General features: G+C 70.7%; 21 protein-coding genes. 10 read left to right on the forward strand and 11 right to left on the reverse strand.

What is annotated here, in order from left to right; all coding sequences use genetic code 11:
* Window positions 1-251 precede the first annotated feature (251 nt).
* The 3 genes from ACZ3TS_RS28795 to ACZ3TS_RS28805 form a co-directional block, all read right to left on the reverse strand.
* Window positions 252-1,358, reverse strand: a complete 1,107-nt coding sequence (locus ACZ3TS_RS28795; RefSeq protein WP_467623557.1) for a HAMP domain-containing sensor histidine kinase — start codon at window positions 1,356-1,358, stop codon at window positions 252-254.
* A complete protein-coding gene (locus ACZ3TS_RS28800) occupies window positions 1,355-2,092 on the reverse strand; it encodes a response regulator transcription factor (protein ID WP_055492513.1) in 738 nt (245 codons plus the stop codon). The genes ACZ3TS_RS28795 and ACZ3TS_RS28800 overlap by 4 nt, the downstream gene beginning before the upstream one ends.
* Before the next feature lie 112 nt (window positions 2,093-2,204).
* Entirely contained in the window at window positions 2,205-2,891 is a 687-nt protein-coding gene (locus tag ACZ3TS_RS28805) for a spermidine synthase family protein (RefSeq protein ID WP_467623558.1), read from the reverse strand.
* A 297-nt stretch (window positions 2,892-3,188) separates the two neighbouring features.
* Here ACZ3TS_RS28805 and ACZ3TS_RS28810 point away from each other — a divergent pair, with 297 nt between their 5' ends.
* On the forward strand, window positions 3,189-3,977 hold the full coding sequence (locus ACZ3TS_RS28810) for a rhomboid-like protein (RefSeq protein ID WP_467623560.1): 789 nt from the start codon (window positions 3,189-3,191) through the stop codon (window positions 3,975-3,977).
* Window positions 3,978-4,003: 26 nt separating this feature from the next.
* Here ACZ3TS_RS28810 and ACZ3TS_RS28815 read toward each other — a convergent pair whose 3' ends face one another.
* Window positions 4,004-4,798 carry a GNAT family N-acetyltransferase gene (locus ACZ3TS_RS28815; RefSeq protein ID WP_467623563.1) on the reverse strand — a complete coding sequence of 265 codons (795 nt, stop codon included), beginning with the start codon at window positions 4,796-4,798 and terminating at the stop codon, window positions 4,004-4,006.
* Window positions 4,799-5,004: 206 nt separating this feature from the next.
* Here ACZ3TS_RS28815 and lon point away from each other — a divergent pair, with 206 nt between their 5' ends.
* Window positions 5,005-7,422, forward strand: a complete 2,418-nt coding sequence (gene lon / locus ACZ3TS_RS28820; RefSeq protein WP_467623566.1) for an endopeptidase La — start codon at window positions 5,005-5,007, stop codon at window positions 7,420-7,422.
* A gap of 72 nt (window positions 7,423-7,494) precedes the next feature.
* Here the strand turns inward: lon and ACZ3TS_RS28825 are convergent, their stop codons facing one another.
* Window positions 7,495-8,313: a lysozyme gene (locus ACZ3TS_RS28825; protein WP_467623569.1), complete on the reverse strand. Its 819-nt coding sequence runs from the start codon at window positions 8,311-8,313 to the stop codon at window positions 7,495-7,497.
* A 273-nt stretch (window positions 8,314-8,586) separates the two neighbouring features.
* Between ACZ3TS_RS28825 and ACZ3TS_RS28830 the strand changes: the two genes are divergently transcribed.
* Entirely contained in the window at window positions 8,587-9,093 is a 507-nt protein-coding gene (locus ACZ3TS_RS28830) for a MarR family winged helix-turn-helix transcriptional regulator (RefSeq protein WP_467623571.1), read from the forward strand.
* A 19-nt stretch (window positions 9,094-9,112) separates the two neighbouring features.
* On the opposite strand, the gene ACZ3TS_RS28835 is transcribed toward ACZ3TS_RS28830, so the two are convergent.
* Complete coding sequence (locus tag ACZ3TS_RS28835; protein ID WP_467623574.1) at window positions 9,113-9,901, reverse strand: protein phosphatase 2C domain-containing protein; 789 nt, start codon at window positions 9,899-9,901, stop codon at window positions 9,113-9,115.
* A gap of 359 nt (window positions 9,902-10,260) precedes the next feature.
* On the opposite strand from ACZ3TS_RS28835, the gene ACZ3TS_RS28840 reads away from it, so the two are divergent.
* The 6 genes from ACZ3TS_RS28840 (at window position 10,261) to ACZ3TS_RS28865 (ending at window position 19,069) form a co-directional block, all read left to right on the forward strand.
* The gene (locus ACZ3TS_RS28840; protein WP_467623577.1) at window positions 10,261-13,239 is read left to right on the forward strand and encodes a sensor histidine kinase; all 2,979 of its coding nucleotides are present in this window, start codon (window positions 10,261-10,263) and stop codon (window positions 13,237-13,239) included.
* Window positions 13,236-13,739 (forward strand): roadblock/LC7 domain-containing protein, encoded by a 504-nt coding sequence (locus ACZ3TS_RS28845; RefSeq protein ID WP_467623580.1) that lies wholly within the window; start codon window positions 13,236-13,238, stop codon window positions 13,737-13,739. The genes ACZ3TS_RS28840 and ACZ3TS_RS28845 overlap by 4 nt, the downstream gene beginning before the upstream one ends.
* Complete coding sequence (locus tag ACZ3TS_RS28850) at window positions 13,736-14,140, forward strand: DUF742 domain-containing protein (protein ID WP_467623583.1); 405 nt, start codon at window positions 13,736-13,738, stop codon at window positions 14,138-14,140. Before ACZ3TS_RS28845 ends, ACZ3TS_RS28850 begins: the two co-directional genes overlap by 4 nt.
* Window positions 14,121-14,759, forward strand: coding sequence for a GTP-binding protein (locus ACZ3TS_RS28855; RefSeq protein WP_467623586.1), 639 nt, complete (start codon window positions 14,121-14,123; stop codon window positions 14,757-14,759). The genes ACZ3TS_RS28850 and ACZ3TS_RS28855 overlap by 20 nt, the downstream gene beginning before the upstream one ends.
* Window positions 14,760-14,781: 22 nt before the next feature.
* Complete coding sequence (locus ACZ3TS_RS28860) at window positions 14,782-16,041, forward strand: styrene monooxygenase/indole monooxygenase family protein (protein WP_467623589.1); 1,260 nt, start codon at window positions 14,782-14,784, stop codon at window positions 16,039-16,041.
* A gap of 583 nt (window positions 16,042-16,624) precedes the next feature.
* Entirely contained in the window at window positions 16,625-19,069 is a 2,445-nt protein-coding gene (locus tag ACZ3TS_RS28865; protein WP_467623592.1) for a SpoIIE family protein phosphatase, read from the forward strand.
* A 91-nt stretch (window positions 19,070-19,160) separates the two neighbouring features.
* On the opposite strand, the gene ACZ3TS_RS28870 is transcribed toward ACZ3TS_RS28865, so the two are convergent.
* From ACZ3TS_RS28870 to ACZ3TS_RS28885, 4 genes are all read right to left on the reverse strand, one after another.
* Window positions 19,161-20,453: a C40 family peptidase gene (locus ACZ3TS_RS28870; protein ID WP_467623595.1), complete on the reverse strand. Its 1,293-nt coding sequence runs from the start codon at window positions 20,451-20,453 to the stop codon at window positions 19,161-19,163.
* 102 nt (window positions 20,454-20,555) lie between these two features.
* Window positions 20,556-20,870 carry a hypothetical protein gene (locus ACZ3TS_RS28875; RefSeq protein WP_467623598.1) on the reverse strand — a complete coding sequence of 105 codons (315 nt, stop codon included), beginning with the start codon at window positions 20,868-20,870 and terminating at the stop codon, window positions 20,556-20,558.
* 83 nt (window positions 20,871-20,953) lie between these two features.
* Window positions 20,954-21,679: a TetR/AcrR family transcriptional regulator gene (locus ACZ3TS_RS28880; RefSeq protein ID WP_467623601.1), complete on the reverse strand. Its 726-nt coding sequence runs from the start codon at window positions 21,677-21,679 to the stop codon at window positions 20,954-20,956.
* A gap of 57 nt (window positions 21,680-21,736) precedes the next feature.
* Window positions 21,737-22,666, reverse strand: coding sequence for an AurF N-oxygenase family protein (locus tag ACZ3TS_RS28885; RefSeq protein ID WP_467623604.1), 930 nt, complete (start codon window positions 22,664-22,666; stop codon window positions 21,737-21,739).
* A gap of 136 nt (window positions 22,667-22,802) precedes the next feature.
* On the opposite strand from ACZ3TS_RS28885, the gene ACZ3TS_RS28890 reads away from it, so the two are divergent.
* Complete coding sequence (locus tag ACZ3TS_RS28890) at window positions 22,803-23,912, forward strand: ferritin-like domain-containing protein (RefSeq protein WP_467623607.1); 1,110 nt, start codon at window positions 22,803-22,805, stop codon at window positions 23,910-23,912.
* Between the two features lie 147 nt (window positions 23,913-24,059).
* On the opposite strand, the gene ACZ3TS_RS28895 is transcribed toward ACZ3TS_RS28890, so the two are convergent.
* Window positions 24,060-24,587, reverse strand: coding sequence for a DUF3291 domain-containing protein (locus ACZ3TS_RS28895; protein WP_467623610.1), 528 nt, complete (start codon window positions 24,585-24,587; stop codon window positions 24,060-24,062).
* Window positions 24,588-24,614: the final 27 nt, after the last annotated feature.

Raw genomic sequence — 24,614 nt, forward strand, 5'->3', positions numbered from 1 at the left:
TGATTGGACAGCGGGAATAAAGGCTACGCCTCCCCGGCCGTGAAGGTCAGGTCGGGCCGGTTCATCGTCGCGTAAGTCACATCGGAAAGCGTGTTTCGGGCGTGGAAATGGCGGGAAACAAGCGTGGTTCCGGTTTGAAGCGGGTGCGACGACCCCGGCCCGGCCCGGGGAGCGCGCGGGCCTCTGCCTGATCACACGTGTCCGTCAGCGGGGACGCACATGGATCTTGGTGCTCGGCTTCGAACTTTACGTCAACTTGGCAGAGACGACTCTCCCGGAAGGGTGACCTGGATCCGGCAGCCGCGGGGGGATTCGGCCACACCGATCCGGCCACCGTGCAGGTCCACCGCCCAGCGGGCGATCGCCAGCCCCAGGCCGGTGCCGCCGTCGCTGCCCGGCCCGTGCGGCCGGCTCACCGCTCCGCGGTTGAAGCGCTCGAAGACCCGGTGCCACTCCGACTTGGGGATGCCGGGTCCCTCGTCGAGCACCTCCAGCTCCAGGGACTCGGGGGCGGAGCCGCGCCGGGCCTTCACTGTGACGCGGCCGTGCGGAGGGCTGTGCTTGACCGCGTTGTCGATCAGGTTGGCGACGACCTGATGGATGCGCTCCGGGTCCGCGTGCGCGGTCAGCTCCGGCGGGGAGACGTCGAGGTGCAGATGGACGTCCGTACGGGTGTGGCTGCCGGAGCCCGAGGCGATGCCCGCACGGGCGGAGGACACCATCTGGGCCTCCTTGAGGACACCCGAGAGGTAGGGCCACACCTCGAAGCGGCGCTTCTTCAGCGGGACCACACCGTTGTCCAGGCGCGAGAGGTCCAGCAGGGTCTCCACCAGACGCCCGAGCCGCTCCGTCTGCTTCAGTGCCGTGCGCATCGTCTCGGGGTCGGCGGCCGATATGCCGTCCACGATGTTCTCCAGCACCGCGCGCAGGCCTGCGATGGGCGTGCGCAGCTCGTGCGAGACGTTCGCCACCAGCTCCTTGCGCTGGCGGTCCTGGGCCTCCAGATCGTCGGCCATCAGGTTGATCGTGTGAGCCAGGTCGCCCAGCTCGTCCCGGCGGTGGTCACGCACCCGACGGGTGTAGTCGCCCTGTGAGAGGGAGCGCGCCACCGCGTTCATCTCGTCCAGTGGCGCGGTCAGCGAATGTGCCACGAACTGTGTTATCAGCAGCGTGGCGATCATCGAGAAGACCGTGATGAAGCGCAGCTCCGTCTTGGTGTGCACCGCGATCATCGACAGACCCGTGGTGATCAGCACCGAGATGACGACCAGCGCGCCCAGCTTGGTCTTGACCGAGAACGGGCGTACGCCGCCCCAGGGCTCTCCGGGGCTTCTGCGCGCGGGCGGCCCGCCGCTCATGGCGTCGGGGTCTCCAGCGCGTAGCCGACGCCGTGCACGGTACGGATGCGCTCCGCGCCGATCTTCCGTCGCAGGGCCTTGATGTGGCTGTCCACGGTGCGGGTGCCGGAGGCGTCGGCCCAGTCCCACACCTCCGCGAGCAGCTGCTCGCGGGAGAGGACGGCGCGCGGTGTGTTCGCCAGGCACACGAGCAGGTCGAACTCGGTGGGTGTGAGGTGGACGTCCTCGCTGCGCACCCGGACCCGGCGCTGCGCGTGGTCGATCTCCAGCTCGCCGAGGCGCAGGATGCCGCTGCGCGGCGTCGCGGCGGCCAGCGCGGCCCGCTCCACCCGGCGCAGCAGCACGTGGACGCGCGCCGCCAGCTCACGCATCGAGAACGGCTTGGTCATGTAGTCGTCGGCGCCGACGCCGAGCCCGACCAGCATGTCCGTCTCGTCGTCGCGCGCGGTGAGCATCAGCACCGGCACCGGGCGCTGTGCCTGCACGCGGCGGCAGACCTCCAGGCCGTCGAAGCCGGGCAGCATGATGTCGAGGATCAGCAGGTCCGGCTGCCATGCCTCGGCCGTGTCGACCGCCGCCGGACCGTCGCCTGCCGTTTGCACGAGGAATCCCTCGGCGCGCAAGCGGGCGGCGATGGCGTCGACGATCGTCGGGTCGTCCTCGACCACCAGAACCCGCCGTTGAGCGCCGGGGGTCGCCGTCGTGCCGTTGTGCGAGGTGTGTGTCTGCTCCATCGCCCGCCCCTGGGGTTGCTTTCCGGAATCCGTGGGGTGATCCCATGACTGCGTTTGACGCTTGAATGATCCGCGTCAGGGAAGCAGCGTACGGGGAGTTACCGCCGGTCGGCTATCCAGGTCTGACAGCGAGGTGCACGACGTCGGGAACGCCCCGGGCAACGTGGACCTCTTCGGTACGCACCTGCTGGAACCCGGCATTCCTGAGGGTTCCTTCAAAATCCGGAGAGGGCTGCGCCGACCACACCGCGAGTACCCCGCCGGGCCTCAACACCCGTGCGCAGCTTGCCAGTCCGGCCGCCGAGTACAGGCTGTCGTTGTCGTCCGTGACGGTCCAGCCGGGCCCGTTGTCGATGTCGAGGCACAGAGCGTCGTACGTGTCCGATGTCTCATTGACGTAAGCGACGAGATCGGCGGCCAGGACGCGGGTGCGCCGGTCGGCGAGCGCGTCCGCGGACAGCACGGACAGCGGGCCGTCGAGGTGCCAGTCGATGACGGCCTGCTCCCTTTCGACGACGGTGATCCCTCCCCAGCGTCCGTCCGCGGCGGCGTGTGCGAGCGAGAAGCCGACGCCGAGCCCGCCGATCAGCACGTCCGGCCCCGGGCGCCCGTCCAGGGCGTCGTACGCGACGTCGACCAGCAGCCGCTCCGAGCGCCCGTCGGAGGTGTCCATCAGAAAGCAGCCGTTGGCGATGATCTGCAGCAGCTCACCGTGGCGTCGCAGGACGACCTCGCCATGGGGGCCCTCCCGCCGGTCCAGGACTTCCGGGGCGTCGTAGGTGTCGTACGGATGAGGCATGGGCCACATTCTGGTGACGGAGGCCGCCGGAGACGAGGGGTTTTCCGCGTCCGTGGGCGCGCCTTCGGCTTTTCCGTCCGCTGCACCGTGAACCGTCGTCTGCCGTCCCGGCGCGCCGCAGCCCGGAAGCTGACGTTCCGCCATGCGTGAACAGCGAGCGAACATCCGCTTGTATGTCCGCCCCGGACGCTCAAAACGCCTGAGAAGTTGCTGTGAATCGCCTCTCTGGTGGCGTCGGTCATAGACAGCGACCCGCGGGGCGCCAAGGGTGGTGCGTGACGGAAGGAGCGCCGCGCCTTGGAACGTACGGTCTCGGCGGCTGACGCCATGTTCACGGCCCCCGAGACGGGCGCGCCACTCCTGGACGGCATGCCGCGCCAGCGCACGGCACCCCTGCCCGCCGCCCCTCCCGCCTCCGTGCCCGCGCCCCCGGCGCGGAAGGCGGTCCTGCGCCCCTGGCTGCTCCTGCCGACCCCCACCGGCACGCCCTTCACCTTCGGCTACGCCGCCGTCCTCGTCGTGACGTCCTTGTTCGCCGCGTACGCCGCCCCGTCCCTGGTGCACACCCTCTACCAGCAGTCCAGCACCGACGTCGCCCATCTGATGCGGACCCCGGCGCTGGTGCTGGTCGCCAGCGCGCTGTGGATCGCGGGCGGGATCACGTCGTCGTACGCACTCGTCTTCCTGCTGGCGCTCACAGCGCTGGAGCGGCGCATAGGCGGGCGGCGCACGGCCGTCGTCTTCCTGCTCGGGCATGTGCTCGCGACCCTGGCCACCGAGGTTCCGGTCGGTGTCTCGGTCCTGGTCGGCGGCCTGCCGAACAGCTCCCTGCACCGCCTCGACTACGGCATCAGTTTCGGTGTCGCGGCGAGCGTCGGCGCGCTTGCGGGCCTGCTGCGACCGTGGCTGCGCTGGACGGTGCTCATCGTGTTCGGCGGCATACTGCTCCAGGACCTGGTCGAGTTCACGGACCCCCTGAGCGACTGGGGCCACCTGCTGTCCCTGGTGATCGGCATCGGGACGTGGCCGCTGGTACGGCGGTGGCGGCGCACGGCCCCGGAGACCGTTCCGGCGCCGGTCCGGTAACGCCGGCCGCCGGTCGGGCGGTTCGTTCAGCGCTCCGGCGGCGTCCACACGTACGGCGTCGTCGTGGTCACCGCCCGGAAGCCCAGACGGCGCAGGATCGGCGCGCTGTCGTCGGACGCGTCCACCTGGAGATAGCGGACGCCGCGTTCCGCGGCGAGGGCGGCGCGCACCGCGACCAGGGCCCGGTAGACACCCTTGCCCCGCCACCGGGCCAGCGTCGAGCCGCCCCACAGGCTCGCGAACTCAGTCCCCTCGCGGAAGACCAGCCAGGCCGCCGAGACGACCTCCCCGTCCGCTTCGGCGACATGGACCGCGATCTCGTCCGGCGCGGCGGCGACCCGGCCGCTCAGATCGTCGGCGAGCCAGCTCCAGTCCTGCCCCCAGACGGCCGACTCCATGGCGGCGATGCGGCGCATGTCCGCCTCGGCCGTGACGCGCCGCAGCCCGACGCCCTCCGGGAGGTCGGACCGTCGTCCGGCCATCTCCTCGGCGTGCCCGATGACCACCGTCTCCCGGTCCTCGGGCACGAAGCCCGCGGCGCGCAGCCGGTCGACGAGGTCGGCCGGGGTGTCGTGCCCGCGCGTCTTCCACTCCAGCGCCTCGCCCCGGGCGGCGAAGCGGTCGCGCTGCCGGGCGATCAACCGGTCCAGCTCCGCCCCGCGGATCCCCAGGTCACGCGGCCCGCTGACGAGCCCTCGGGGCTGACCGACGATCCGCAGCAGCGGGCCGTCGTACTCATAGGTGACACCCGCCGGCGGGGTGGGCGGGGCGCCGCGCATCTGGTCGTCATAGGCGGCGAGCAGTATCTCCGTTTCCGTCATGGCGTGACCGTAGGGGGATCGGCTCGGGACGGGGCAACCGCTTTCCGACGGCGGACGCCCATGGAGCCGGCGGACGCCCACGGAGCCGACGGCCGCTCACGGAGCCCGCCGACGTGATCGCTCAGGGCGAACACCCCCTGGGGAACAATCGAATCCTGCCGGGCATTGAGTCCGCATAGCTCAACTTGACTGCCGAAGGGGAGATCATGGCTTCGACGTCCACACCGCTCACCCTGCCCGTGCTGCCGCTCGACGACGAGGTCGTGCTGCCCGGAATGGTGGTTCCACTGGACCTGAGCGATTCCGAGGTGCGCGCGGCGGTGGAGGCCGCGCAGGCCGCCGCCAGGTCGGAGCCCGGGAAGCCCCGGGTTCTGCTGGTACCGCGCATCGACGGGACCTACGCGAGCACCGGCGTGCTCGGCACGGTCGAGCAGGTCGGCCGGCTGGCCGACGGTGATCCGGGCGCCCTGATCCGCGGCCGCGGCCGTGTGAAGATCGGCGCCGGCACCACCGGGCCGGGTGCGGCGTTGTGGGTGGAGGGTACGAGGATCGACGAGAGCGTTCCCGACCCCCAGCCCGGACACGTCGCCGAACTGGTCAAGGAGTACAAGGCCCTCGCCACCAACTGGCTGAAGAAGCGCGGCGCCTGGCAGGTGGTGGACCGCGTCCAGGCGATCGACGACGTCTCCGCGCTCGCCGACAACTCCGGCTACTCACCCTTCCTGACCACCGAGCAGAAGGTGGAGCTGCTGGAGACGGCCGACCCGGTCGCCCGGCTGAAGCTCGCCACCCAGCAGCTGCGCGACCACCTCGCCGAGCAGGACGTCGCCGAGTCCATCGCCAAGGACGTCCAGGAAGGCGTCGACAAGCAGCAGCGCGAGTTCCTGCTGCGCCGTCAGCTGGAAGCCGTTCGCAAGGAACTGCGCGAGCTGAACGGCGACGCCAAGGAAGGCGAGGAGTCCGACGACTACCGGGCGCGCGTCGAGGCCGCCGACCTGCCCGAGAAGGTCCGTGAGGCTGCCCTCAAAGAGGTCGACAAGCTGGAGCGGGCGAGCGACCAGTCGCCCGAGGGGTCGTGGATCCGCACCTGGCTGGACACCGTGCTCGAACTGCCGTGGAACGAGCGCACCGAGGACGCGTACGACATCCGCGGCGCCAAGGCCGTCCTCGACGCCGAGCACGCGGGCCTGGAGGACGTGAAGGAGCGGATCACGGAGTACCTGGCGGTGCGCAAGCGGCGCGCCGACCGGGGTCTCGGAGTGGTCGGCGGGCGGCGCGGGGGTGCCGTTCTCGCGCTCGTCGGCCCGCCCGGCGTGGGCAAGACGAGCCTCGGCGAGTCGGTCGCGCACGCCATGGGACGGAAGTTCGTCCGGGTCGCGCTCGGCGGCGTGCGCGACGAGGCCGAGATCCGCGGCCACCGGCGTACGTACGTCGGCGCCCTGCCCGGCCGTATCGTCCGCGCCATCAAGGAGGCCGGTTCGATGAACCCGGTCGTCCTGCTCGACGAGATCGACAAGGTGGGCTCCGACTTCCGGGGCGACCCGGCGGCCGCCCTCCTCGAAGTCCTGGACCCGGCGCAGAACCACACCTTCCGTGACCACTACCTGGAGGTCGAACTCGACCTTTCCGACGTCGTGTTCCTCGCGACGGCGAACGTCCTCGAAGCCATCCCGGAGGCTCTGCTCGACCGTATGGAGCTGGTCCGCCTGGACGGCTACACCGAGGACGAGAAGGTCGTCATCGCCCGCGACCACCTGCTCCCGCGCCAGCTGGAGCGAGCCGGTCTGAACAAGGACGAGGTCACGCTCGACGAGAGCGCGCTGCGCAAGCTCGCCGGCGAGTACACCCGGGAGGCGGGCGTACGGAACCTGGAGCGGTCGATCGCGCGTCTGCTGCGCAAGGTCGCGGCCCAGCACGAACTGGGCGCGAAGGAGCTGCCCTTCACGGTCCGGGACGAGGACCTGCGCGCCCTGATCGGGCGTCCGCACCACGTGCCCGAGTCCGCCCAGGACCCGGCCGAGCGGCGTACGGCCGTCCCCGGCGTGGCGACCGGTCTCGCGGTCACCGGTGCCGGCGGTGACGTCCTCTACGTGGAGGCGTCGCTGGCCGACCCGGAGACGGGCGCGGCGGGCCTGACCCTCACCGGTCAGCTCGGGGACGTGATGAAGGAGTCGGCGCAGATCGCGCTGAGCTTCCTGCGCTCCCACGGCGCCGAACTGGAGCTGCCGGTCGGCGACCTGAAGGACCGGGGTGTGCACATCCACTTCCCGGCGGGCGCGGTCCCCAAGGACGGCCCGAGCGCGGGCGTCACGATGACGACCGCGCTGGCCTCGCTCCTGTCGGGCCGTCTGGTCCGTACGGACGTGGCGATGACGGGTGAGGTCTCGCTGACCGGCCGCGTCCTGCCCATCGGCGGGGTGAAGCAGAAGCTGCTCGCCGCGCACCGGGCGGGTGTGACGACCGTCGTCATCCCGAAGCGCAACGAGCCCGACCTGGACGACGTCCCGGCCGAGGTGCTGGACAAGCTGGACGTCCACGCCGTCACGGACGTCCGCCAGGTCCTGGAGCTGGCGCTGGCACCGGCCACGAGCGGCGCGGCGCCGGAGGTTCCGGTGGCGGCGTGACGGACGCGGCCGGATGAGGGAAGGCCCGGGTTTCGTGAGGGAGACCCGGGTCTTCGCCATGCCTGCCGTTCGTCAGCCGTTGGCGAGCGCCTGCACCCGGTCCAAGGCCCCGTTGAACTTGTCGTGGTCCCCGACCGTCGGGCCGGACGACGTGTACTGCCACATGGTGTAGTACGCCCAGCCGGCCGGCAGCGTGCCCGGGTCGGAGGCGTAGCGGGCGATCCACAGCGGGTTGGCGGAGGCGAAGCCGCCGTAGTTGCCGGTGCACTGCGTCCACCAGCTGGTGGCCGTGTAGATCACGGCGTCCCGGCCGGTGCGGGCCCGGTAGGTGTTCAGGAAGTCGGCGATCCAGCTGACCATCGCGCCGGCCGACTTGCCGTAGCAGGCGGCGCCGTACGGGTTCCACTCGATGTCCAGCGCACCGGGCAGCGTCTTGCCGTCCCTGGACCAGCCGCCGCCGTGGTCGACGAAGTAGTTGGCCTGGGTGGCGCCGCTTGTGGTGTCCGGGGTGGCGAAGTGGTAGGCGCCGCGGATCATGCCGACGTTGTACGAGCCGTTGTACTGCTGGGCGAAGTAGGGGTTCGTGTAGTACGTCCCCTCCGTCGCCTTGGTGTAGGCCCATCTGACCCCGCTGTTCCACAGGGTCGTCCAGGCGACGTTGCCCTGGTAGCCGGAGACGTCCACACCTTCCGTCTGCGTGGCGTCACCGCTGCTGGGCGTGCCGTTCCGGCCGTCGTGTGCCAGGACGCCCATACCCATGTACGCGGTGCCACGGGCGGGTGTGCCGGCGGCGTGGGCCGGGAGGGTGAACAGGAGAGACAAGGCGGCGAGCAGGATTCCGACCGAGAACAGGCGCGGGCGCCGGACCGGTCCGGGTCTGTGCACGGGCATACGTGCCTCCGAGTGACTCGGTTGAGCTCGGTGGGGGGACGTGCTCGGGCATGCTCCGTGCCGGGTGGTGGGGTACGGGGCCTCGTCGCCCCTGTGGTGGCGTGAGCATGCCAGGAGATTGCCTGGTGAAGAAGCTACGCACGTAGACCGCGTGCTGGGAAGGGGGGTCGGAGGACGCCGTTGGTCTAAGCCTGCGAAATACTGACAGAGCTGCGGCAATGACGACGTTTGGCAGAAACTTTCAGGAACGGGAAACCGGGCAGGGGTGCTGACGTGCACGAGGGCGGAAACGGCGAGGGGCGTACGGGCGAATCCGGCGCGTCGGGCAGTGGTGTGGACCGGAGCGGCGCGGACCGGGAATTCCTGTCCTTGGAGCGCGAGCTGACGGTGTTCCTTCGGCGGGCCCGGGCCAACCAGGGCGAGATGGCGCGCGAGGTGCACCCGGACCTGGAGCCCGCGGCGTACGGCCTCCTGGTACGCCTGGACGAGTACGGCCGTCAGCGCGCGACGGAACTCGCGGCCTACATCGGCGTCGGCAAGGCCACCATGTCCCGTCAGCTGCGCGCCCTGGAGGAGCTGGGCCTGGTGGCCCGCGAGCCGGACCCGGCGGACGGCCGGGCATGGCTGGTCCACCTCACCGAGGAGGGGCGCAGCCGCGTCGGGAAGGTGCGCGAGGCGCGCCGTGCGCGGTATGTGAGCGAGCTCTCTCACTGGGACCGGCGCGAGGTGGCCGAACTGGCACGCCTGCTCAACCAGTTGAACCGGAGCATGGAGAAGTAGGACGCCCGGCCGGCGTCCCTCACAGCTCCACGTACACCACCGTCGCGTCGTCGTGCGTCTTGCTGTGCCGCAGGTACGTCCGCTCTTCGCGGTCGGCGGTCTCCAGGGCCCGTACCCGCTCCACCAGTGCCGTCGCCCCCTCCTTGCGCACGAAGGTGAACAGGTCGGCCCAGTCGCCCTGGCGGAACTTCTCCGTCCATCGGGTCGCGCCGTCCGTCAGGGCCGTGAGCGTGCGCACCGCCGCGCGCGGCAGTTCGCCGGTGACGGCGCGGGCCGCAACCGACGGGTCCGCGGCCGCCGTGAAGAAGCCGCCCTCCTTGTTGCGGACAGTGGTGTCCGCGACCGCGTCCGTCGCAAGACTCGCGCGCGGTATGCGGGCGAGGCGGTCGTCCAGGAGGGCGGTGACCGTGCCGTCAGGTGCCTCGGTCAGCAGGGCCGAGTCCGAGAGGACCAGATACTCCACCGTGGCCTCGGACCAGCGGGCGAGGACCACGGTCGCCTGAGGAGTGCGCGGGTGAGAAAGGTCACAGGTGGCCGCATGGGTCCCGGCGGTGCGGAGGATGGCGTGCGAAAGGACCTCCGACAGAGTCAGATCCCGGCGGGAACCGGACAGTTCGGTCAGTGCTCCACCGAGCCGTGCGCAGAACCAGTGGACGGAATGAAGACAGCCGTCGTCACTCCGCGGTGGAGTCACTCCGTCCAGGACGACCAGCGCCCCGCCCCGTCCTGAGGCCGGAAGGGCGAGCGCGGCGAAGTCCTCATTGGGGCGGGTCGGGTCGCCGGGCTCGGAAATCAGTTCAGTACGCATCCGGCCAGTCTGCACGAGCCCTTCACAAGGTCCACGAAAGGCTGGCAACGGTCGTCGAATCGGTGCGATCGACCAGGTCAGGCGCCTGGTTTGGTACGGAATGATCGACTCCGGTGAAGCGTGGTGGCGAATATTGCCAAAGTGCGCCGCCGACGTCCAACCGGCCCACCGGGCAAGTCCCCCGCAAGGGCCGGAGGAACTTGCCCGCCAACTCCTCGCCGAGGTTCACTCCTTCGGGTGGCGGGGCAGGCGAAGCGAGACCTCTGCCCACCGGCACTGGGAGGGTCGGAAGCCGTCGTACCGGGTCGACGTCCCAGTTGACGGACCGTCACCCGGGCCCATGGGTACACGAGTCAGGAATGCGAGCACCGGTGCAGAAGACGCGGCCTCGGCGCACAGGCAAGCAGACGACCCCCGATCGGGACGCCTCGTCCGAGTCCGCGGGCAGCGGCCGTCCCGCCCATGTGCGCAACCGGCTCATCGTCGCGGTGGCCGTGGTCGCCGCCGCGATCGCCGGCGCCGGGACGCCGGGCGTCGTCGCCGCCTCCGGCGCGCTCAACGACTCCCAGAACCTGGTGACGCTCGCCGGGCAGACGCAGGACGCGCTCACCCTCGCCCACTCGCTGGCCGACGAGCGCGACGCGGTCACCTCATGGGTGGCCGCCGCGCGCCCCAAGTCCACGGTGCCCGCCGAGCAGCAGAGCGCCCGCGTCGACCGGGAGATCGAGGACTTGCGCGCCGATCCCGACATTCCGGCGGCGCTGCGCAAGGACCTCGACGACGTCGGCTCCGTACGGAGAGCGGCGCTCGTCGGGAAGAGCACCGCTCTCGAAGCGCATCAGGCGTACTCCGCCGCCATCACCGAGCTGCACGCCCTCGCCGACCAGCTGGCCGGGAAGATACCGCCCCGCGCGGGTTCCGGGGCCTATGCGCTCGCCGAACTCGACAGCGCCGTGCAGCAGTCCGCCGCCGCCCGGGGACTGCTCCTCGCGGCCCTGAGCATCCCGCGCACCACCCAGACCACCATCGACCCGATCACCGGTCTGCCGACCACCACCACGAGCTCCTCGGCCGCCGACACCAAGCAGCGCGACGCGCTCACCGCCGCCGCCCAGCAGGCCGCCGTGCGCTCCGACGCGGCCGTCGCCGACTTCCGCGACAACGCGCCCGCCGCCGCCAAGAACTCTTACGACTCCACGATCACCGGCCCCGAGGTCACCTCCGCCGAGACGTACCTCAAGGCCCTCACCGACCAGCCCACCCTCTCCGAGGGCGAGCTCGGCTACAGCACCAAGAAGGTCGACGCGGCCCTCTCCGCCCGTGTCGACCTGATGCGGGGCGTCGAGTCCTCGCTCTACGAGGGCCGCAGCAAGGACCTCGCACAGCTGCGCGACGACGACGTCACCGCGCTGGAGATCCGCATCGCCGTCCTCGGCGCGCTCATGCTCGTCGCCGTCGGCGTCGCCATGGCCATGGCCCGCAGCCTCACCCGCCCGCTCGCCGTCCTCCGCCTCGGCTCGGCCCGGGTGGCCGCCGACCCGGCGACCGAGGAACCGGTGAAGTTCACCGGGCGCAACGACGAGTTCGCCCAGGTCGTCCGCTCCGTCAACGCCCTGCACGCGCATGCCGTCGCACTTCAGGAGCGTCTGGCCACCCTGGAAGCCGACCGCAAGCACCTCGTCGGCCAGCGCCAGACGATGGCCGACGAGCGCGCCAGGCTGCGTACCGAACTCGTCGAGGCCTCCGTCCAACTGGAGCAGGTCCGGCACGGTATCCACTCCACCTTCGTCAACCTCGCCCTGCGCACTCTCGGTCTGGTCGAGCGCCAGCTCACCGTCATCGAGGGCCTGGAGGAGCGCGAGCAGGACCCGGAGCGGCTCTCCACGCTCTTCAAGCTCGACCACTTCGCCACGGTCATGCGCCGCCACAGCGAGAACCTCCTCGTCCTGGCCGGCACCGAGCACGTCCAGCAGCACGCCGGGCCCGTGCCGCTCGTCGACGTCGTGCGCGCCGCGGTCAGCGAGGTCGAGCGGTACGAGCGCGTCCGCATCGCCGCGCTGCCGCCGCACGGGCACGTCGCGGGCTTCGCCGCCGACGACCTCTCGCACCTCGTGGCCGAACTCCTGGAGAACGCCACATCCTTCTCGCCGCCGGACGTCGCCGTCGAGGTCTCGGGCTGGCTCCTGGAGAGCGGCGAGGTGATGCTCTCCGTCCAGGACGAGGGCATCGGCATGACCGCCGAGCGGATGAGCCGGCTCAACGCCAGGCTCGCCGACTTCGACCCGAACGACCCGTACGACCAGGAGAGCGGCGAGGGCCTCGGGCTCGGCCTGTACGTGGTGGCCCGCCTCGCCCACCGGCACGGTGTCCGCGTCCAGCTGCGGGAGCAGAAGCAGGGAGGTGTCGCGGCGGTCGTGGTCCTGCCCAAGCCCCTGCTCGCCGGGGCGCCGGCGGCCGCCGTGCCCGCCGCGAGCACGGCGGCGGGCGGTGCGCACGCCATGTCCCTGCCGGGCGCCGACGCGGAGGCCAACTCGAACGTCCTCAGCAGCCGTCCGAGGCTGCCCGTCCAGGAGCCCGAGGGCGACGAGGACCCGCTGATCGCGGCGGCGGAACAGGCCGTGCGGGAGCGCCAGGAGAGCGAGGATCCGCGCGAGCCCGTACGGGGCGAGGGCGCCGTACGAGAGGAGTGGGGTGTACGGGACGAAGGCGCCGTGAGCGAGGACGGGCCCGTACGGGACGGCGGCTTTGCACCGCACGGCGAGCCCGCCGGGGCGCCCGCGGTGTCCGTGCCGGAGCCCGCCGTCGCCGAGGCCGGCCCCGACACCACGATGGAACTGTTCCTCCCGTGGCCCCGGGTGGAGGAGCCCGCCCCCGCTCCCGCCGCCGACATCCCCGCGCAGAAGTCGGCCGACCCCTATGCCATCGACCCGTACGCCATAGGCCCCGACGCCCACGAACGCACCGCCGACGAGGGCGAGGCGCGGCCCACCCCCGCGCCGCAGGAGTCCGAGGCAGAGCCCCAGGCGCCCCAGGAGCCCGAGACGCCCCGGCTCACCGCCAAGGGCCTCCCCAAGCGCACCCCGAAGATCTCCGCGCCCGCCCCGGCCCCCCGGCCGCGCGCCGGCGGTGTGGACGCCGAGGCGCTGCGCCGCAGGCTCGGCGGGTTCCACCGCGGCGCCAAGGAGGGCTACCGCCACGTCGAGGCGGAGATCGCCGAGCGGACGGGGGAGACGACGGCACCCACGCACCGGTCCACGGCACCACCGCAGCACGCAACACCCGGCACGGCACACGACGTAGAACCATCGGGGGGCACAGTCGAGGAGGCAAGCAGTTGACCGCGCCCAGTACCTTCGGACTGAGCAGTGAGGCACGCAACCTGCACTGGCTGCTGACGAACCTCGTCGAGGAGGTGCCGGGACTGCTGTCGGTCGCGGTGGTCTCCTCCGACGGCCTGCTCCTGCTCTCCTCCGACCCCGGCCGGAACGCGGAGGCCCGCGCGGGCCGGGACGGGAAGCCCAGCGGCCCCAGGGGGTCCTCCGCCGACCTCGCCACCGTCATCTCCGGCATCGGCAGCCTCACCATCGGTGCCGCGAAGCTGATGGACTCCGGCCGCGTCAAGAACACGATGGTCGCGATGGACGAGGGCAGCCTCTTCGTCATGTCCATCAGCGACGGCTCGCTGCTCGGCGTGCACGGCTCCGCGGACTGCGACATGAGCGTGGTGGCCTACCACATGGCCCTCTTCGTCGGCCGCGCCGGACATGTCCTGACCCCCGAACTCCGCAGCGAACTGCGTAAATCGCTGGAGGCCGAATCGGCAGGGAGCGCCCGATGAGCAGCACACCGAAGAAGCTTCCCGTCCGCGGCGGCGAGCGCAAACCCGCCCGTGTGCGCCCCTATTCGCTCACCGGCGGACGCACCCGCTTCGGCCACGTCCTGCTCGTCGAGACCTTCGTGGCCGCATTGGACGCCCCCGAGGATCGGCGCGAACTGACGAATGGTTCACTGGCCACCCGGGTGATGCCCGAGATGCGGGCCATCGTCGAACTCTGCCGTCGTATGCGCACGGTGGCCGAGATCGCGGCGCTGCTGAGGATGCCGCTCGGGGTGGTCCGCGTGCTCCTCAGCGACCTTGCGGACCAGGGAAAGATCCGTGTGTACGGAACCGGTCACGGCCCGGGACAGCCGGACCGCGCTCTGCTGGAAAGGGTGCTGAGTGGACTCCGTCGTCTCTGACGCCTCCCCGGGCGTCTCCCCGCTCCTCGATGGAGAGGAGCAACTACAGGCCTGGCAGACGGACCGTACGCGCGCCCCGATCGCCACGAAGATCGTGGTGGCGGGCGGGTTCGGCGTGGGCAAGACCACCCTGGTGACCGCCGTCTCGGAGATCACGCCCCTTCAGACGGAGGCGCTGATGACCGAGGCCAGCGAGGAAACCGACGACCTCACCGGGACGCCCGAGAAGCTCACCACCACGGTGGCCATGGACTTCGGCCGCATCACACTCGACGACGACCTGGTGCTCTACCTCTTCGGCACGCCGGGGCAGCAGCGGTTCTGGTTCATGTGGGACGACCTGGTGCGCGGCGCGATCGGTGCGGTGGTCATGGCCGACACCCGGCGGCTCGCGGACTGCTTCCCGGCGCTCGACTACTTCGAGAGCAGCGGCCTGCCCTACCTGGTGGCGGTCAACCACTTCGACGGCAGCGAGCGGTTCGAACCCGACGATGTGCGCGAGGCCCTCACGATCCCCGCACACATACCTGTCATGATCATGGACGCGCGCCGCCGGATCTCGGTGATCGAGACCCTCCTGGCCCTCGTCGGCCACGCGCTCGACGTCACCCCCGAGTAGTCCTGTTAGGAGCACCACCCGCATGCGGAAGATACTCGTCGTGGGAGCCGGTCAGTCCGGACTCCAGCTCGCCCTCGGCCTCCAGTCGAACGGCTACGAGGTCACCCTGATGTCCAACCGGACCGCGGACGAGATCCGCACCGGCCGGGTCATGTCGACTCAGTGCATGTTCCACACGGCGCTGCAGCACGAGCGCGACCTGAAGCTGAACTTCTGGGAGTCCCACGCCCCGAAGATCGAGGGGCTCGGCGTTTCCGTGGCCGGACCGGAGTCCGGGGATACCCCCGGCGGTAGCTCGGGGAGGGTCATCGACTGGGTCGGGAAGCTCGACGGGTACGCCCAGTCCGTGGACCAGCGCGTGAAGATGGCCGGCTGGATGGAGACGTTCGCGCAGCGCGGCGGCCAGCTGGTCATCCACGGCGCGGCGGTCTCCGACCTCGACTACTTCTCCCGCACCTACGACCTGGTGCTGGTGTCGGCGGGCAAGGGCGAGCTGGTGTCGATGTTCGGCCGTGACGCCTCGCGCTCGCCGTACAGCGAGCCGCAGCGCGCCCTCGCGGTGGCGTACGTCCACGGGCTCGGCCCCCGCCCGGAGCACCCGGACTACGACGCGGTCCGCTGCAACCTGGTCCCCGGTGTCGGCGAGCTCTTCGTCATGCCCACCCTGACGAACTCCGGCCGCGCGGACATCCTGTTCTGGGAGGGCATCCCGGGTGGCCCGCTGGACGTCTTCAACGGCGTCAAGGACCCGGCGGAGCACCTCTCCCTGACCCTGGAACTCATGGAGCGGTTCACGCCGTGGGAGTACGCACGGGCCACCAAGGTGGAGCTGACCGACGCGAACGGCACGCTGTCGGGGCGCTACGCGCCGACCGTCCGCAACCCGATCGGCCGTCTCCCCGGCGGCGGTCTGGTGCTGGGCGTGGCCGACGTGGTCGTGGCGAACGACCCGATCACCGGCCAGGGCTCCAACTCGGCGTCCAAGTGCGCCGCCTCCTACCTCGCCTCGATCCTCGAACACGGGGACAAGGAGTTCGACGAGGCCTGGATGCAGCAGACCTTCGACCGCTACTGGGACGTGGCCCAGTACGTCACCAAGTGGACGAACGCGATGCTCGGCGTGCCGCCGGAGCACGTCCTCAACCTGATCGGCGCCGCGGGCGCGTTCCAGCCGGTCGCCGACCGCTTCGCCAACGGCTTCGACGACCCGGCCGACTTCGAGAACTTCTTCTATGAGCCGGAGAAGACGGAGGCGTACCTGGCGTCGGTGGCCGGCGCCTGACGGGCTTCGGACCAGCCGTCGAGGTTCGGGTGGGGGCACTGCCGCGGCCATCGGCCATGCGCCCCCAGCCCCGCGCCGTTCGATGACCAAGAGTGCTCATGTCATTCAAGTAGAGCGATGATCACTTGGCTGCGTCAAGGATCGGCGAGTGACGGTTCTCCGCTCGCCCTGCCCCGGGTGCGGCGGGGTGGCGTCGCGCGGCGGCGTCGCATGGCTGAGTGCTTCTCGGTCGGATGTCAGCCTTCCGCTTGTGGAGGCCGGGTATGTCGCGAGCTGGATCAAATGATCATTTCGTAATGCGCCGATTGCCTGTTATTGTCCGATTTCGTGATGACGGAGTCGGTGTGGGCGCCGACACTGAGCGCTACGGAACGGTTGGTGCACGCCACGGCGGATCGGCCGGCCCGTGGGGGCGGTGCGGCGCTTTCGACTTCTGTCGGGGAACGGACGCCCGGCGACGGAGGCCGGGCCGGCGCGGTGACGGGCTCAGAGTGCGTGGTGGTGGTCGCTCGGCTCGACCAGCTTGCCGCGCCCCACATCACCCCGGCCGTCCGCCATGCATCTCGAAGATGGGATGACTGCGATGGACGGCTCTGAGGGTCTGGTCGCGCACGGGTCCTCAGAGATGACCGGCGCCGCGATAGCCGTGCTCGACGCGGCGGGGACGGTGGTCGGGTGGACTCGGGCCGCTCAGCGGCTGGTCGGCTACGTTGCCGCGGAGGTGGTGGGCGCACCCGCCTCGTCGCTGTTGCCGCCCGGGGATCTGGCAAAGGCTTCGGCATTGGCGCAGCGGTGCCGGGCGCGGGGCGGCTGGTCGGGCCTTGCGGCGGTCCGGCACCGCGACGGCCGCAGGCTCGACTTGAGCCTGCGGGTCAGCGCCCTGTCGGGGCGGGACAGCGGCGCCCGCTGGCTGGTCTCGGCAACCGACATGGCGGCGGTCTCCTCCTGGGCGGTCAACGGAGTGGTGCTGGACTCGCTTCTCACCCGCGCGCCGGTCGGGATCGTCGTCCGCGACCTTGACCTGCGTTGCACCTGGGTGAACGACACCCTGGCGCGCCAGGACGGCGTACCGCGCGAACAGCGGCTGGGCCGCAGGCTGACGGACGCGCTGCCCCTTGCCGAGGCGGCCCAGGCGGCCGAGAGAGTGATGCGCCAGGTGCTGGCCAGCGGCATCCCGGTGATCGACTTCCACTACCGGCTACGGCTGCCTGGGGACAGGCGTCGCGAACACGCGTACTCGGCCTCGCTCTTCCGTCTGGAGGACGCGGACGGCAAGGCGATCGGCGTGTGCACCATGTTGGTGAATGTCTCCGACAGAGAGCGGGCGCGCGCGCGTCTGGCGATCCTCAACGAGGCCAGCACGCGTATCGGCAGCACCCTGGACGTCATGCGGACCGGGCAGGAACTGGCCGAACTCGCGGTACCACTCATCGCCGACTTCGTCAGTGTCGATGTGGCGGAATCGGTTCCGCTGGGTGAGGAGCCCCTGGCCCGGCTGGGGCCGACGGGCCACGGTGTCCCCACGCTGTGCCGCGCGGGCCTGGCATCGATCCGCCCCGGGGTCCCGGAGGCCGTCCTCGGGCGGGGGGAGAGGGTCGACGTCCCACCGGACTCGCCCTACACCCGCGTCCTGGCCTCCGGGAAGTCGCTCCTGGAGCCGGTCGTGGACTCGTCCGCCGGCACGTGGTTCGACCACGACCCGGCACGCAGGGAGAGGATCCTCCGGTTCGGCATGCACTCCGCGATGGCCGTGCCGATCCACGCGCGCGGCGCGGTACTGGGCGTGGCGATGTTCATGCGCACGGAGGATCCGGTGCCGTTCGAGGAGGACGACCTGCTTCTGGCCGAGGAACTCGTCAACCGGGCCGCGCTCTGCCTGGACAACTCCCGGCAGTATGCGCGCGTACGCGCCACGGCCCTCGCCCTTCAGCGCAACCTGCTCCCGCGCTCCCTGACGGGCGGCTCCGCCGTCGAGGTGGCCTCGCGCTACCTGCCGGCCGACCTCCATGACGGCGTCGGCGGTGACTGGTTCGATGTGATCCCGCTGTCCAGCGCCCGGGTCGCCCTGGTCGTCGGCGACGTGGTCGGTCACGGCATCAACGCCGCCGCGACCATGGGACGGGTCCGCACCGCCATCCATGCGCTGGCCGACATGGACCTGCCTCCCGACGAACTGCTCGCCCGGCTCGATGACCTGGTCATCCGTCTCACCGAGGAAGAACACAGCCAGGACGAGGAGGCCCTTGCCGCAGCGGTGCTCGGGGCCACCTGCCTGTACGCGATCTACGACCCCCTGACCCGGCGCTGCACGATGGCGGCAGCGGGCCATCCCCCACCCGCGATCATCGACCCACACGGCCACGTCAGCTTTCCCGATCTTCCCCCAGGAACCCCGCTCGGCCTCGGTCTGGTTCCCTTCGAGGCCGTCGAGATGGAACTGCCCGAGGCCAGCGTGCTCGCCTTCTACACCGACGGCCTGGTGGAGAGTCGCGACCAGGACATCGACGTCGGGATGGAGCGCCTGAGCGCCGCCCTGGCGCAGCCCGGACGACCGATGGACCAGCTCTGCGCGTCCGTGGTCGACACCCTGGCGCCCCGAGCGCCGTTCGACGACGCCACCCTGCTCCTCGCCCGGACCCGTACCCTCGGACCGGGCGACGTCGCCTCCTGGGAGCTGAGCGCCGATCCGAGCCTCGTCGGCATCGCCCGGTCCCTGGCCGTCCGCCAACTGGCCGCGTGGGGACTGCAGAATCTCGCACCGACCACCGAGCTGATCGTCAGCGAACTCGTCACCAACGCCATCCGCCACGGCACCGGCCCGATCCGCCTGCGCCTGCTCCGCCACCAGGTCCTGACCTGCGAAGTCCACGGCACGAGCAACGCCCTCCCACGCCTGCGCCATGCCCGGACCAGCGACGAGAACGGCCGCGGCCTGTGGCTCGTCGCCCAGCTGACCCACCGACGGGGCACCCGCTACACAACCGGAGGCAAAATCGTTTGGGCCGAACAGGAACTGACGTCGCGTTGATCCCTGCCCGGGTCGGCAAGCCTGTTCATCGGTGACGAAGTGTGCGTGGCCGACACGGCAGCCACGGTTCCGAGCCGGAGAAGACAGAGGCCTACCTCGCCACGGTCGCGGGTGGCAGCCTCCCGTAGCCCTCACCGGAGCCGCCCGGGGCGGCGGGGGGAAGCGTCGGCGGCGCGTAGCGGTTGAGGGTCTGTGCGCCGGGATCCGGGCGTACGGCTCCGAGTACGGGGTTGGCCGCGATCGGGGACACCTTGACCTTCGTCCCCGGCCGCGGTGCCTGGACCACCATCCCCTTGCCCAGGTACAGGGCCACGTGCGTGGCCTCGGGGAAGTACACCACCAGGTCGCCGGGCCGCAGATCCCTCAGCGGCACATGCGGCAGCTCGGCCCACTGCTCCTGGCTGGTCCGGGGGACGGCCCGCCCCGCGCGTTGCCAGGACTGCGAGGTCAGCCCCGAGCAGTCGTATGCCGTCGGTCCCTCGGCGCCCCACTGGTACGGCTTCCCGATCTGTTCCACGGCGTACTTCAGGGCCCGGTCGCCCTGCGCGGACGGCGGGCCCTCGGCGCCGAGGGCGCCGGACGCCATGAACGTCTGCTGTGCGGCGGCGGTGCTGTTCCTCTCGAACTCGGCGAGTGCGGCGAGCTGTTCGGGGCTGAGCGAGGCGAGCAGCTTCTCGATGTCCCTCAGCTGCCGCTCGACGTCGTCCCGTGTCTTCTTCTGCTGGTCGGAGAGGGTGAGCTGGTCGTCGAGAGCCTTGCGTGCCCGGTGGGCCAGCTCGTCGGCCTGTCTCTCGGTGCCGGCCAGTTGCTGCACGCTCTCGGCCCGCTCCCGCATCAACTGCCCGATCACATGGCCCTCGTCGAGTGCGTGCTGCGGATCGCGGGCGAGCAGCAGGCGTACGTACGGGGAGATCTGCGTGCTGCTCTGATACTGCTGCCGGGCGAGCCGGCCGATCAGTCCGCGGCTGCTCTGCAGGGCGAGCCGGGTCCTGACGAGGTGCTCGTCCAGCCGCGCGACCTCGGCCTGCTGCTTCTTCAGTTTCTCGGAGGTGGCGTTGTAGGTCTCGGTCGCCCGCTCGGTCTCCCGGTAGCGTTGCTGAAGATCCGTCAGGAGGTCTGAGATCGGGCGGGCGTTCGGTTGCGCTGTCGTGCTGGTGCTGGTGCTGGGGCTGGTGCTGGGGCTGGTGCTGGGGCTGGGGCTGGGGCTGGGGCTGGTGCTGGTGCTGGTGCTGGTGCTGGGGCTGGGGCTGGGGCTGGGGCTGGGGCTGGGGCTGGTGCCGGTGTCGGTGCCGGGATCCGGGACGGCCACCGCGGGTGCCGGGACAAGCAGGATCGAGGCGGTCATCGCCGCCGTACACACCAGGCGCAGCAACATTTCTGACACGTCATCACCTCCGGTGCGGGGGTGGTCCGTCCACCTCGCACCGGCAGAATGAGGCGCGCGCAACCCGGGCGCCCGCCCGGTGGTCGGTTCGGCGCAGGAAGGTCACTCGTCGGCGGTGTCCCGGCCGCCACCCGGCGTGGCGCCTGGCTTTGGGCGCGGCTTGGACCACGGCCGGCGCAGTCGGCCGCCGCGGTTCCCCTCGGGGTCGTACTCGTACTTCCAGCCCGGGTGGAGGCCGAACCTCCCGGGTGGGCCCGCCGGGACGCGCCGGTAGACGAGCACGGTCGGCGGACCGCCGGCCGCGTCCGGGACCGGGACGCGGAACGTCTTCGGCGGGTGGCCGGTCGGACCCAACAGGACCGGAAGGACGCGCCCGTCCAGGGGGCCGCCCACGAACGGGGTGTCTTGGCTCTTCACGGCACCAGTGTCCTCTTCACGGGGCCGGTGTCCTCTTCACGGGGCCGGTGCCCTCGGCGCGGTCCTCTCCGCCCGGTGCCGTGTCACAGCAGGTGGTCCGCGTCGGCGACCACGGGCAGGACGCGCCGGACGAACGTGCCGACCGGACCCTCGGCGCTCTCCAGGGCCAGCGCGCCGCGCACCACGGCGGTCGTCTGCGCGTCGCGGCCGGAGCCCGCCACCAGGCACGCCACGAACTGCTCCACGAGCCAGTCCCGCAGTTCGTCGACCGGTGGCTGCTTGTCCTCGTCGAGCCAGATCAGGGAGGCGGCCTCCACTGCGGTGATCCACATCCGCACGGTCATCCGCAGCCGCGTCCCGGGTTCCTCCACGCCGAGGTGGATGAGGATGTGCTCGGCCGCGGCCCTGCGTACCCCGTCCACGATGGCGGTGGTGCGGGACGTCTCGACCACACTGCCGCCCTGGAGCAGCGCGCTGAACCCGGCGTCGTGCTGGTCGACGAAGGCGAGGTAGCGGTCGAGGGCACGGCCCAGGCGCTGGGTGAGGGGCCCCTCCGGGGGCTCGGCGAAGCACTGCTCGAGCTCGTCGGCGGCGGAGCGCAGGGCGGCCTCGTACAGCTGCTGCTTGCCACCGGGGAAGTAGCGGTAGACGAGGGGCCGCGAGACCCCCGCGACCTCTGCCACGTCGTCCAGCGAGACCTCCTCGGGCGCGCGGTGCGCGAACAGGGACAGCGCGGAGTCGAGGAGCTGACTGCGCCGCTCCTCGACACTGAGCCGACGGTACGCGCGGGTGGGGGCCTCGGAGGTCATATTCCGCAGCGTAACCGTGTTGTCGTACGAAACGGTGCCCCAAGCCGGTCGGAACGCTCAGGCGAGCAGCCCCGAAGACCTCCACATCCGTCGGCCCACTCCCCGCAGGACCCCGATGTCGTCCAGGAAGTCCGTCAGCTTCTTCGCGCCCGTCTGCATGACCTCGCGGCGGTGTCCGCTCGCCTGCACCTGAGCCACCGCCTCCCGCTTGTCCAGGCCGACGTTCGTGTAGACCTCGGGGTTCACGAAGGCGACCGAGAACACCCGCGCGAACTCACCGGAGGTGATCCGTGTGAACTCCTGCGACCAGCGCGGAGCGGTCAGCATCTGGCGGCGCAGCTCCTCGCGCGCGTACCGGACGTGCCGGGCCTCCTCGACCACGTGGATGCGCGTGACGCCGCGGATCAGCGGCTGCACCCGCTCGTCGGGGAACGTCAGCCGCTGCATCCAGTCGAGTACCTCCTCGCCGAGGAGCGTGGCCGTGAAGGATCCCGGTGTCGTCGAGATCGTCTTGAAGACACGGCCCAGGTTCTGGTGCGCCCGGCTCACCGGGTACCAGGGCGTCCCGCCGTGCGCGATCAGCCGGGCGAACATCTTGGAGTGCCGGCACTCGTCCTCGATCTCGGTCAGCGCGTACCGCACGTGCGCGCTCGTCGCCGCCTTGTCGTAGATGTGACGCACCAGCAGCTGCATCAGGATGATCTCGAACCAGATGCCGAGCGAGGCGAGCGCGGCGGCCTCGTGCTCGGAGAGGAGGATCCGCTGCTCCTCGCCCATCCGCTTCCACAGCGGTGTGTCGTACAGGGACACGAGCTCCGGCGGCCAGAACCACTTGCCCTCTTCGAAGGGCGCGTCCCAGTCCAGTTCCCTGTCCGGGTCGAAGGAGTGCTTGGCGGAGGAGGCCAGCAGTCGCTCGGCCACCTGCTCCCGGTCCTTGAGCAGGCCGAGCGCGTCGCGCAGCACATCGGCTTCCGTCACGGTCGTCATCGCTGTCCCCACCACCTCGTCGTACGGGCCGTCGTTACCGGCGGTCGCGTCTTATGAGACTGCTTGTCAGCAAGCACGTCAATCCCTTGAGTCCGACTTGTTGACGCGGCGTCTACCCCGTGTGAGCGTGGGCTGTATGCCGACGCATGAGCTGTACGCCAAGGACCCGGGCGACCCTCTCTGGCAGGTACCCGCGAGTGGTGCCGCACGGTTCAGCTGGAAGTACGACGACGGACGCGACAGGCTGCTCGCCCTGTACCAGAAGGGCAAGGACAAGCAGTGGGACGGGCAGAAGCGGATCGACTGGGATCTGGAGGTCGACCCGAACGACCCGCTCGGCACGCCGGATGAGGCGCTGAACCTGTACGGGACGCCGTACTGGGCGAAGATGACGGACAAGGACAAGGGCGAGCTGCGCCGGCACTACGCCTCCTGGCAGTTCAGCCAGTTCCTGCACGGCGAGCAGGGCGCGATGGTGTGCGCGGCGCGGATCGTGGAGTCCGTCCCCGATCTGGACGCGAAGTTCTACTCGGCGACCCAGACGATGGACGAGGCGCGCCACGCGGAGATCTACGCCCGGTTCCTGCACGAGAAGATCGGGATGGTCTACCCGATCAATGACAACCTCCAGTCGCTGCTCGGCGACACCCTCCGGGACAGCCGATGGGACATGCCGTACCTGGGCATGCAGGTGCTCATCGAGGGCCTGGCGCTGGCGGCCTTCGGCATGATCCGTGACACCACGGACAAGCCGCTGCCGAAGCAGATCCTGGCGTACATCATGCAGGACGAGGCCCGGCACGTGGCTTTCGGCCGCATGGCCCTGCGCGACTACTACAGGCAGCTCACCGACACGGAACTGCGCGAACGCGAGGAATTCGTCATCGAGGGCTGCTACCTGATGCGCGACCGTCTGCGCGGGGTGGAAGTGCTGGAGAACTTCGGCGTCCCGAAGGCGGAGGCGGAGGAACTCAGTGAGAACTCCGAATTCCTCAGGCTGTTCCGCCAGTTGCTCTTCAGCCGGATCGTCCCCTGCGTCAAGGACATCGGCCTGTGGGGAAAGCGCCTCCAGCAGGCCTACGTCGACATGGGCGTCTTCGAGATGGGCGACTCCAATCTCGACCTGCTCATGGCCCAGGACGAGGAGATCGCCGAGAAACTGGACGCGGAACGCTTCGCGACGGAGGAGCGGGAGCGGGTCGCGGAGGTCGAGGATGCGATCGAGGCAGGGTCGGCGGGATCCTGAGCCGCGGCGGGATCCTGGTCCCCGTGCGGGCCCGGGGACCGGAAACCGCGGGCTCCCGGCCGCTCCCGGCGGGATCATCGGGGTGCCGGGGGAGTGGCTGCGCCACCGGGAGGCTCTGTGCCCGGCCCGGCTGCATGAGCGGCCTCGTCAGACCGGGCACTCCAGGTCCTCGTTGACCTGCCGTGCCGCGTCGGTGACCGCCGCCGCGTCCTGCGGCGGGAACGAGGTCCGCAGCGTGAAGGCGTACGGCGTCGGTCCGTGGGCCCGCAGGTGCAGCAGGCGTTCCTCCGCCTCCGCCACCGTGGGCCGGTGCCCCGTCGGCACCCACCACAGGGCCGTGACCGCCTCCCGCAGGCGTTCGAACCACTCACGGCGCCGGGAGAGCAACTCGCGGTGCTGCCCCTGGTACATGAAGGCGGTCAGCGCGTTCGTGTCCCGCCACGTCGACATGTTGATGAACAGCCAGTCGTCGCCGAAGACCGGCACGTCCGTCGCGTTGCCGGACTCGCTCTGCAGGCGCCAGACGAAACCGTCCGAGGCGTCCGCCACCGCGTTCACGGGGTCCAGCGCGTCCACGAAGTCCTTCAACTGCGGCGAGTCCAACGGAGCCTTGAGGCGGGCGATGTTGACCTGGGCGAGTTCGTACGCGGCTGCGGACTGCTCGGTGTCTGTCATTGACCGAACGGTAGGTCGGTGACGCGG

The organism is Streptomyces sp. NPDC022910 (assembly GCF_055561075.1).

Coding starts and splice junctions, on each gene's coding strand:
- ACZ3TS_RS28860 (WP_467623589.1), top strand. CDS start 14,782: ATGCGGAAGATACTCGTCGTGGGAGCCGGTCAGTCCGGACTCCAGCTC.
- ACZ3TS_RS28880 (WP_467623601.1), bottom strand. CDS start 21,679: ATGACCTCCGAGGCCCCCACCCGCGCGTACCGTCGGCTCAGTGTCGAG.
- ACZ3TS_RS28815 (WP_467623563.1), bottom strand. CDS start 4,798: ATGACGGAAACGGAGATACTGCTCGCCGCCTATGACGACCAGATGCGC.
- ACZ3TS_RS28800 (WP_055492513.1), bottom strand. CDS start 2,092: ATGGAGCAGACACACACCTCGCACAACGGCACGACGGCGACCCCCGGC.
- ACZ3TS_RS28840 (WP_467623577.1), top strand. CDS start 10,261: ATGCGAGCACCGGTGCAGAAGACGCGGCCTCGGCGCACAGGCAAGCAG.
- ACZ3TS_RS28825 (WP_467623569.1), bottom strand. CDS start 8,313: ATGCCCGTGCACAGACCCGGACCGGTCCGGCGCCCGCGCCTGTTCTCG.
- ACZ3TS_RS28865 (WP_467623592.1), top strand. CDS start 16,625: ATGGACGGCTCTGAGGGTCTGGTCGCGCACGGGTCCTCAGAGATGACC.
- ACZ3TS_RS28885 (WP_467623604.1), bottom strand. CDS start 22,666: ATGACGACCGTGACGGAAGCCGATGTGCTGCGCGACGCGCTCGGCCTG.
- ACZ3TS_RS28835 (WP_467623574.1), bottom strand. CDS start 9,901: ATGCGTACTGAACTGATTTCCGAGCCCGGCGACCCGACCCGCCCCAAT.
- ACZ3TS_RS28895 (WP_467623610.1), bottom strand. CDS start 24,587: ATGACAGACACCGAGCAGTCCGCAGCCGCGTACGAACTCGCCCAGGTC.
- ACZ3TS_RS28890 (WP_467623607.1), top strand. CDS start 22,803: ATGCCGACGCATGAGCTGTACGCCAAGGACCCGGGCGACCCTCTCTGG.
- ACZ3TS_RS28805 (WP_467623558.1), bottom strand. CDS start 2,891: ATGCCTCATCCGTACGACACCTACGACGCCCCGGAAGTCCTGGACCGG.
- ACZ3TS_RS28850 (WP_467623583.1), top strand. CDS start 13,736: ATGAGCAGCACACCGAAGAAGCTTCCCGTCCGCGGCGGCGAGCGCAAA.
- ACZ3TS_RS28795 (WP_467623557.1), bottom strand. CDS start 1,358: ATGAGCGGCGGGCCGCCCGCGCGCAGAAGCCCCGGAGAGCCCTGGGGC.
- lon (WP_467623566.1), top strand. CDS start 5,005: ATGGCTTCGACGTCCACACCGCTCACCCTGCCCGTGCTGCCGCTCGAC.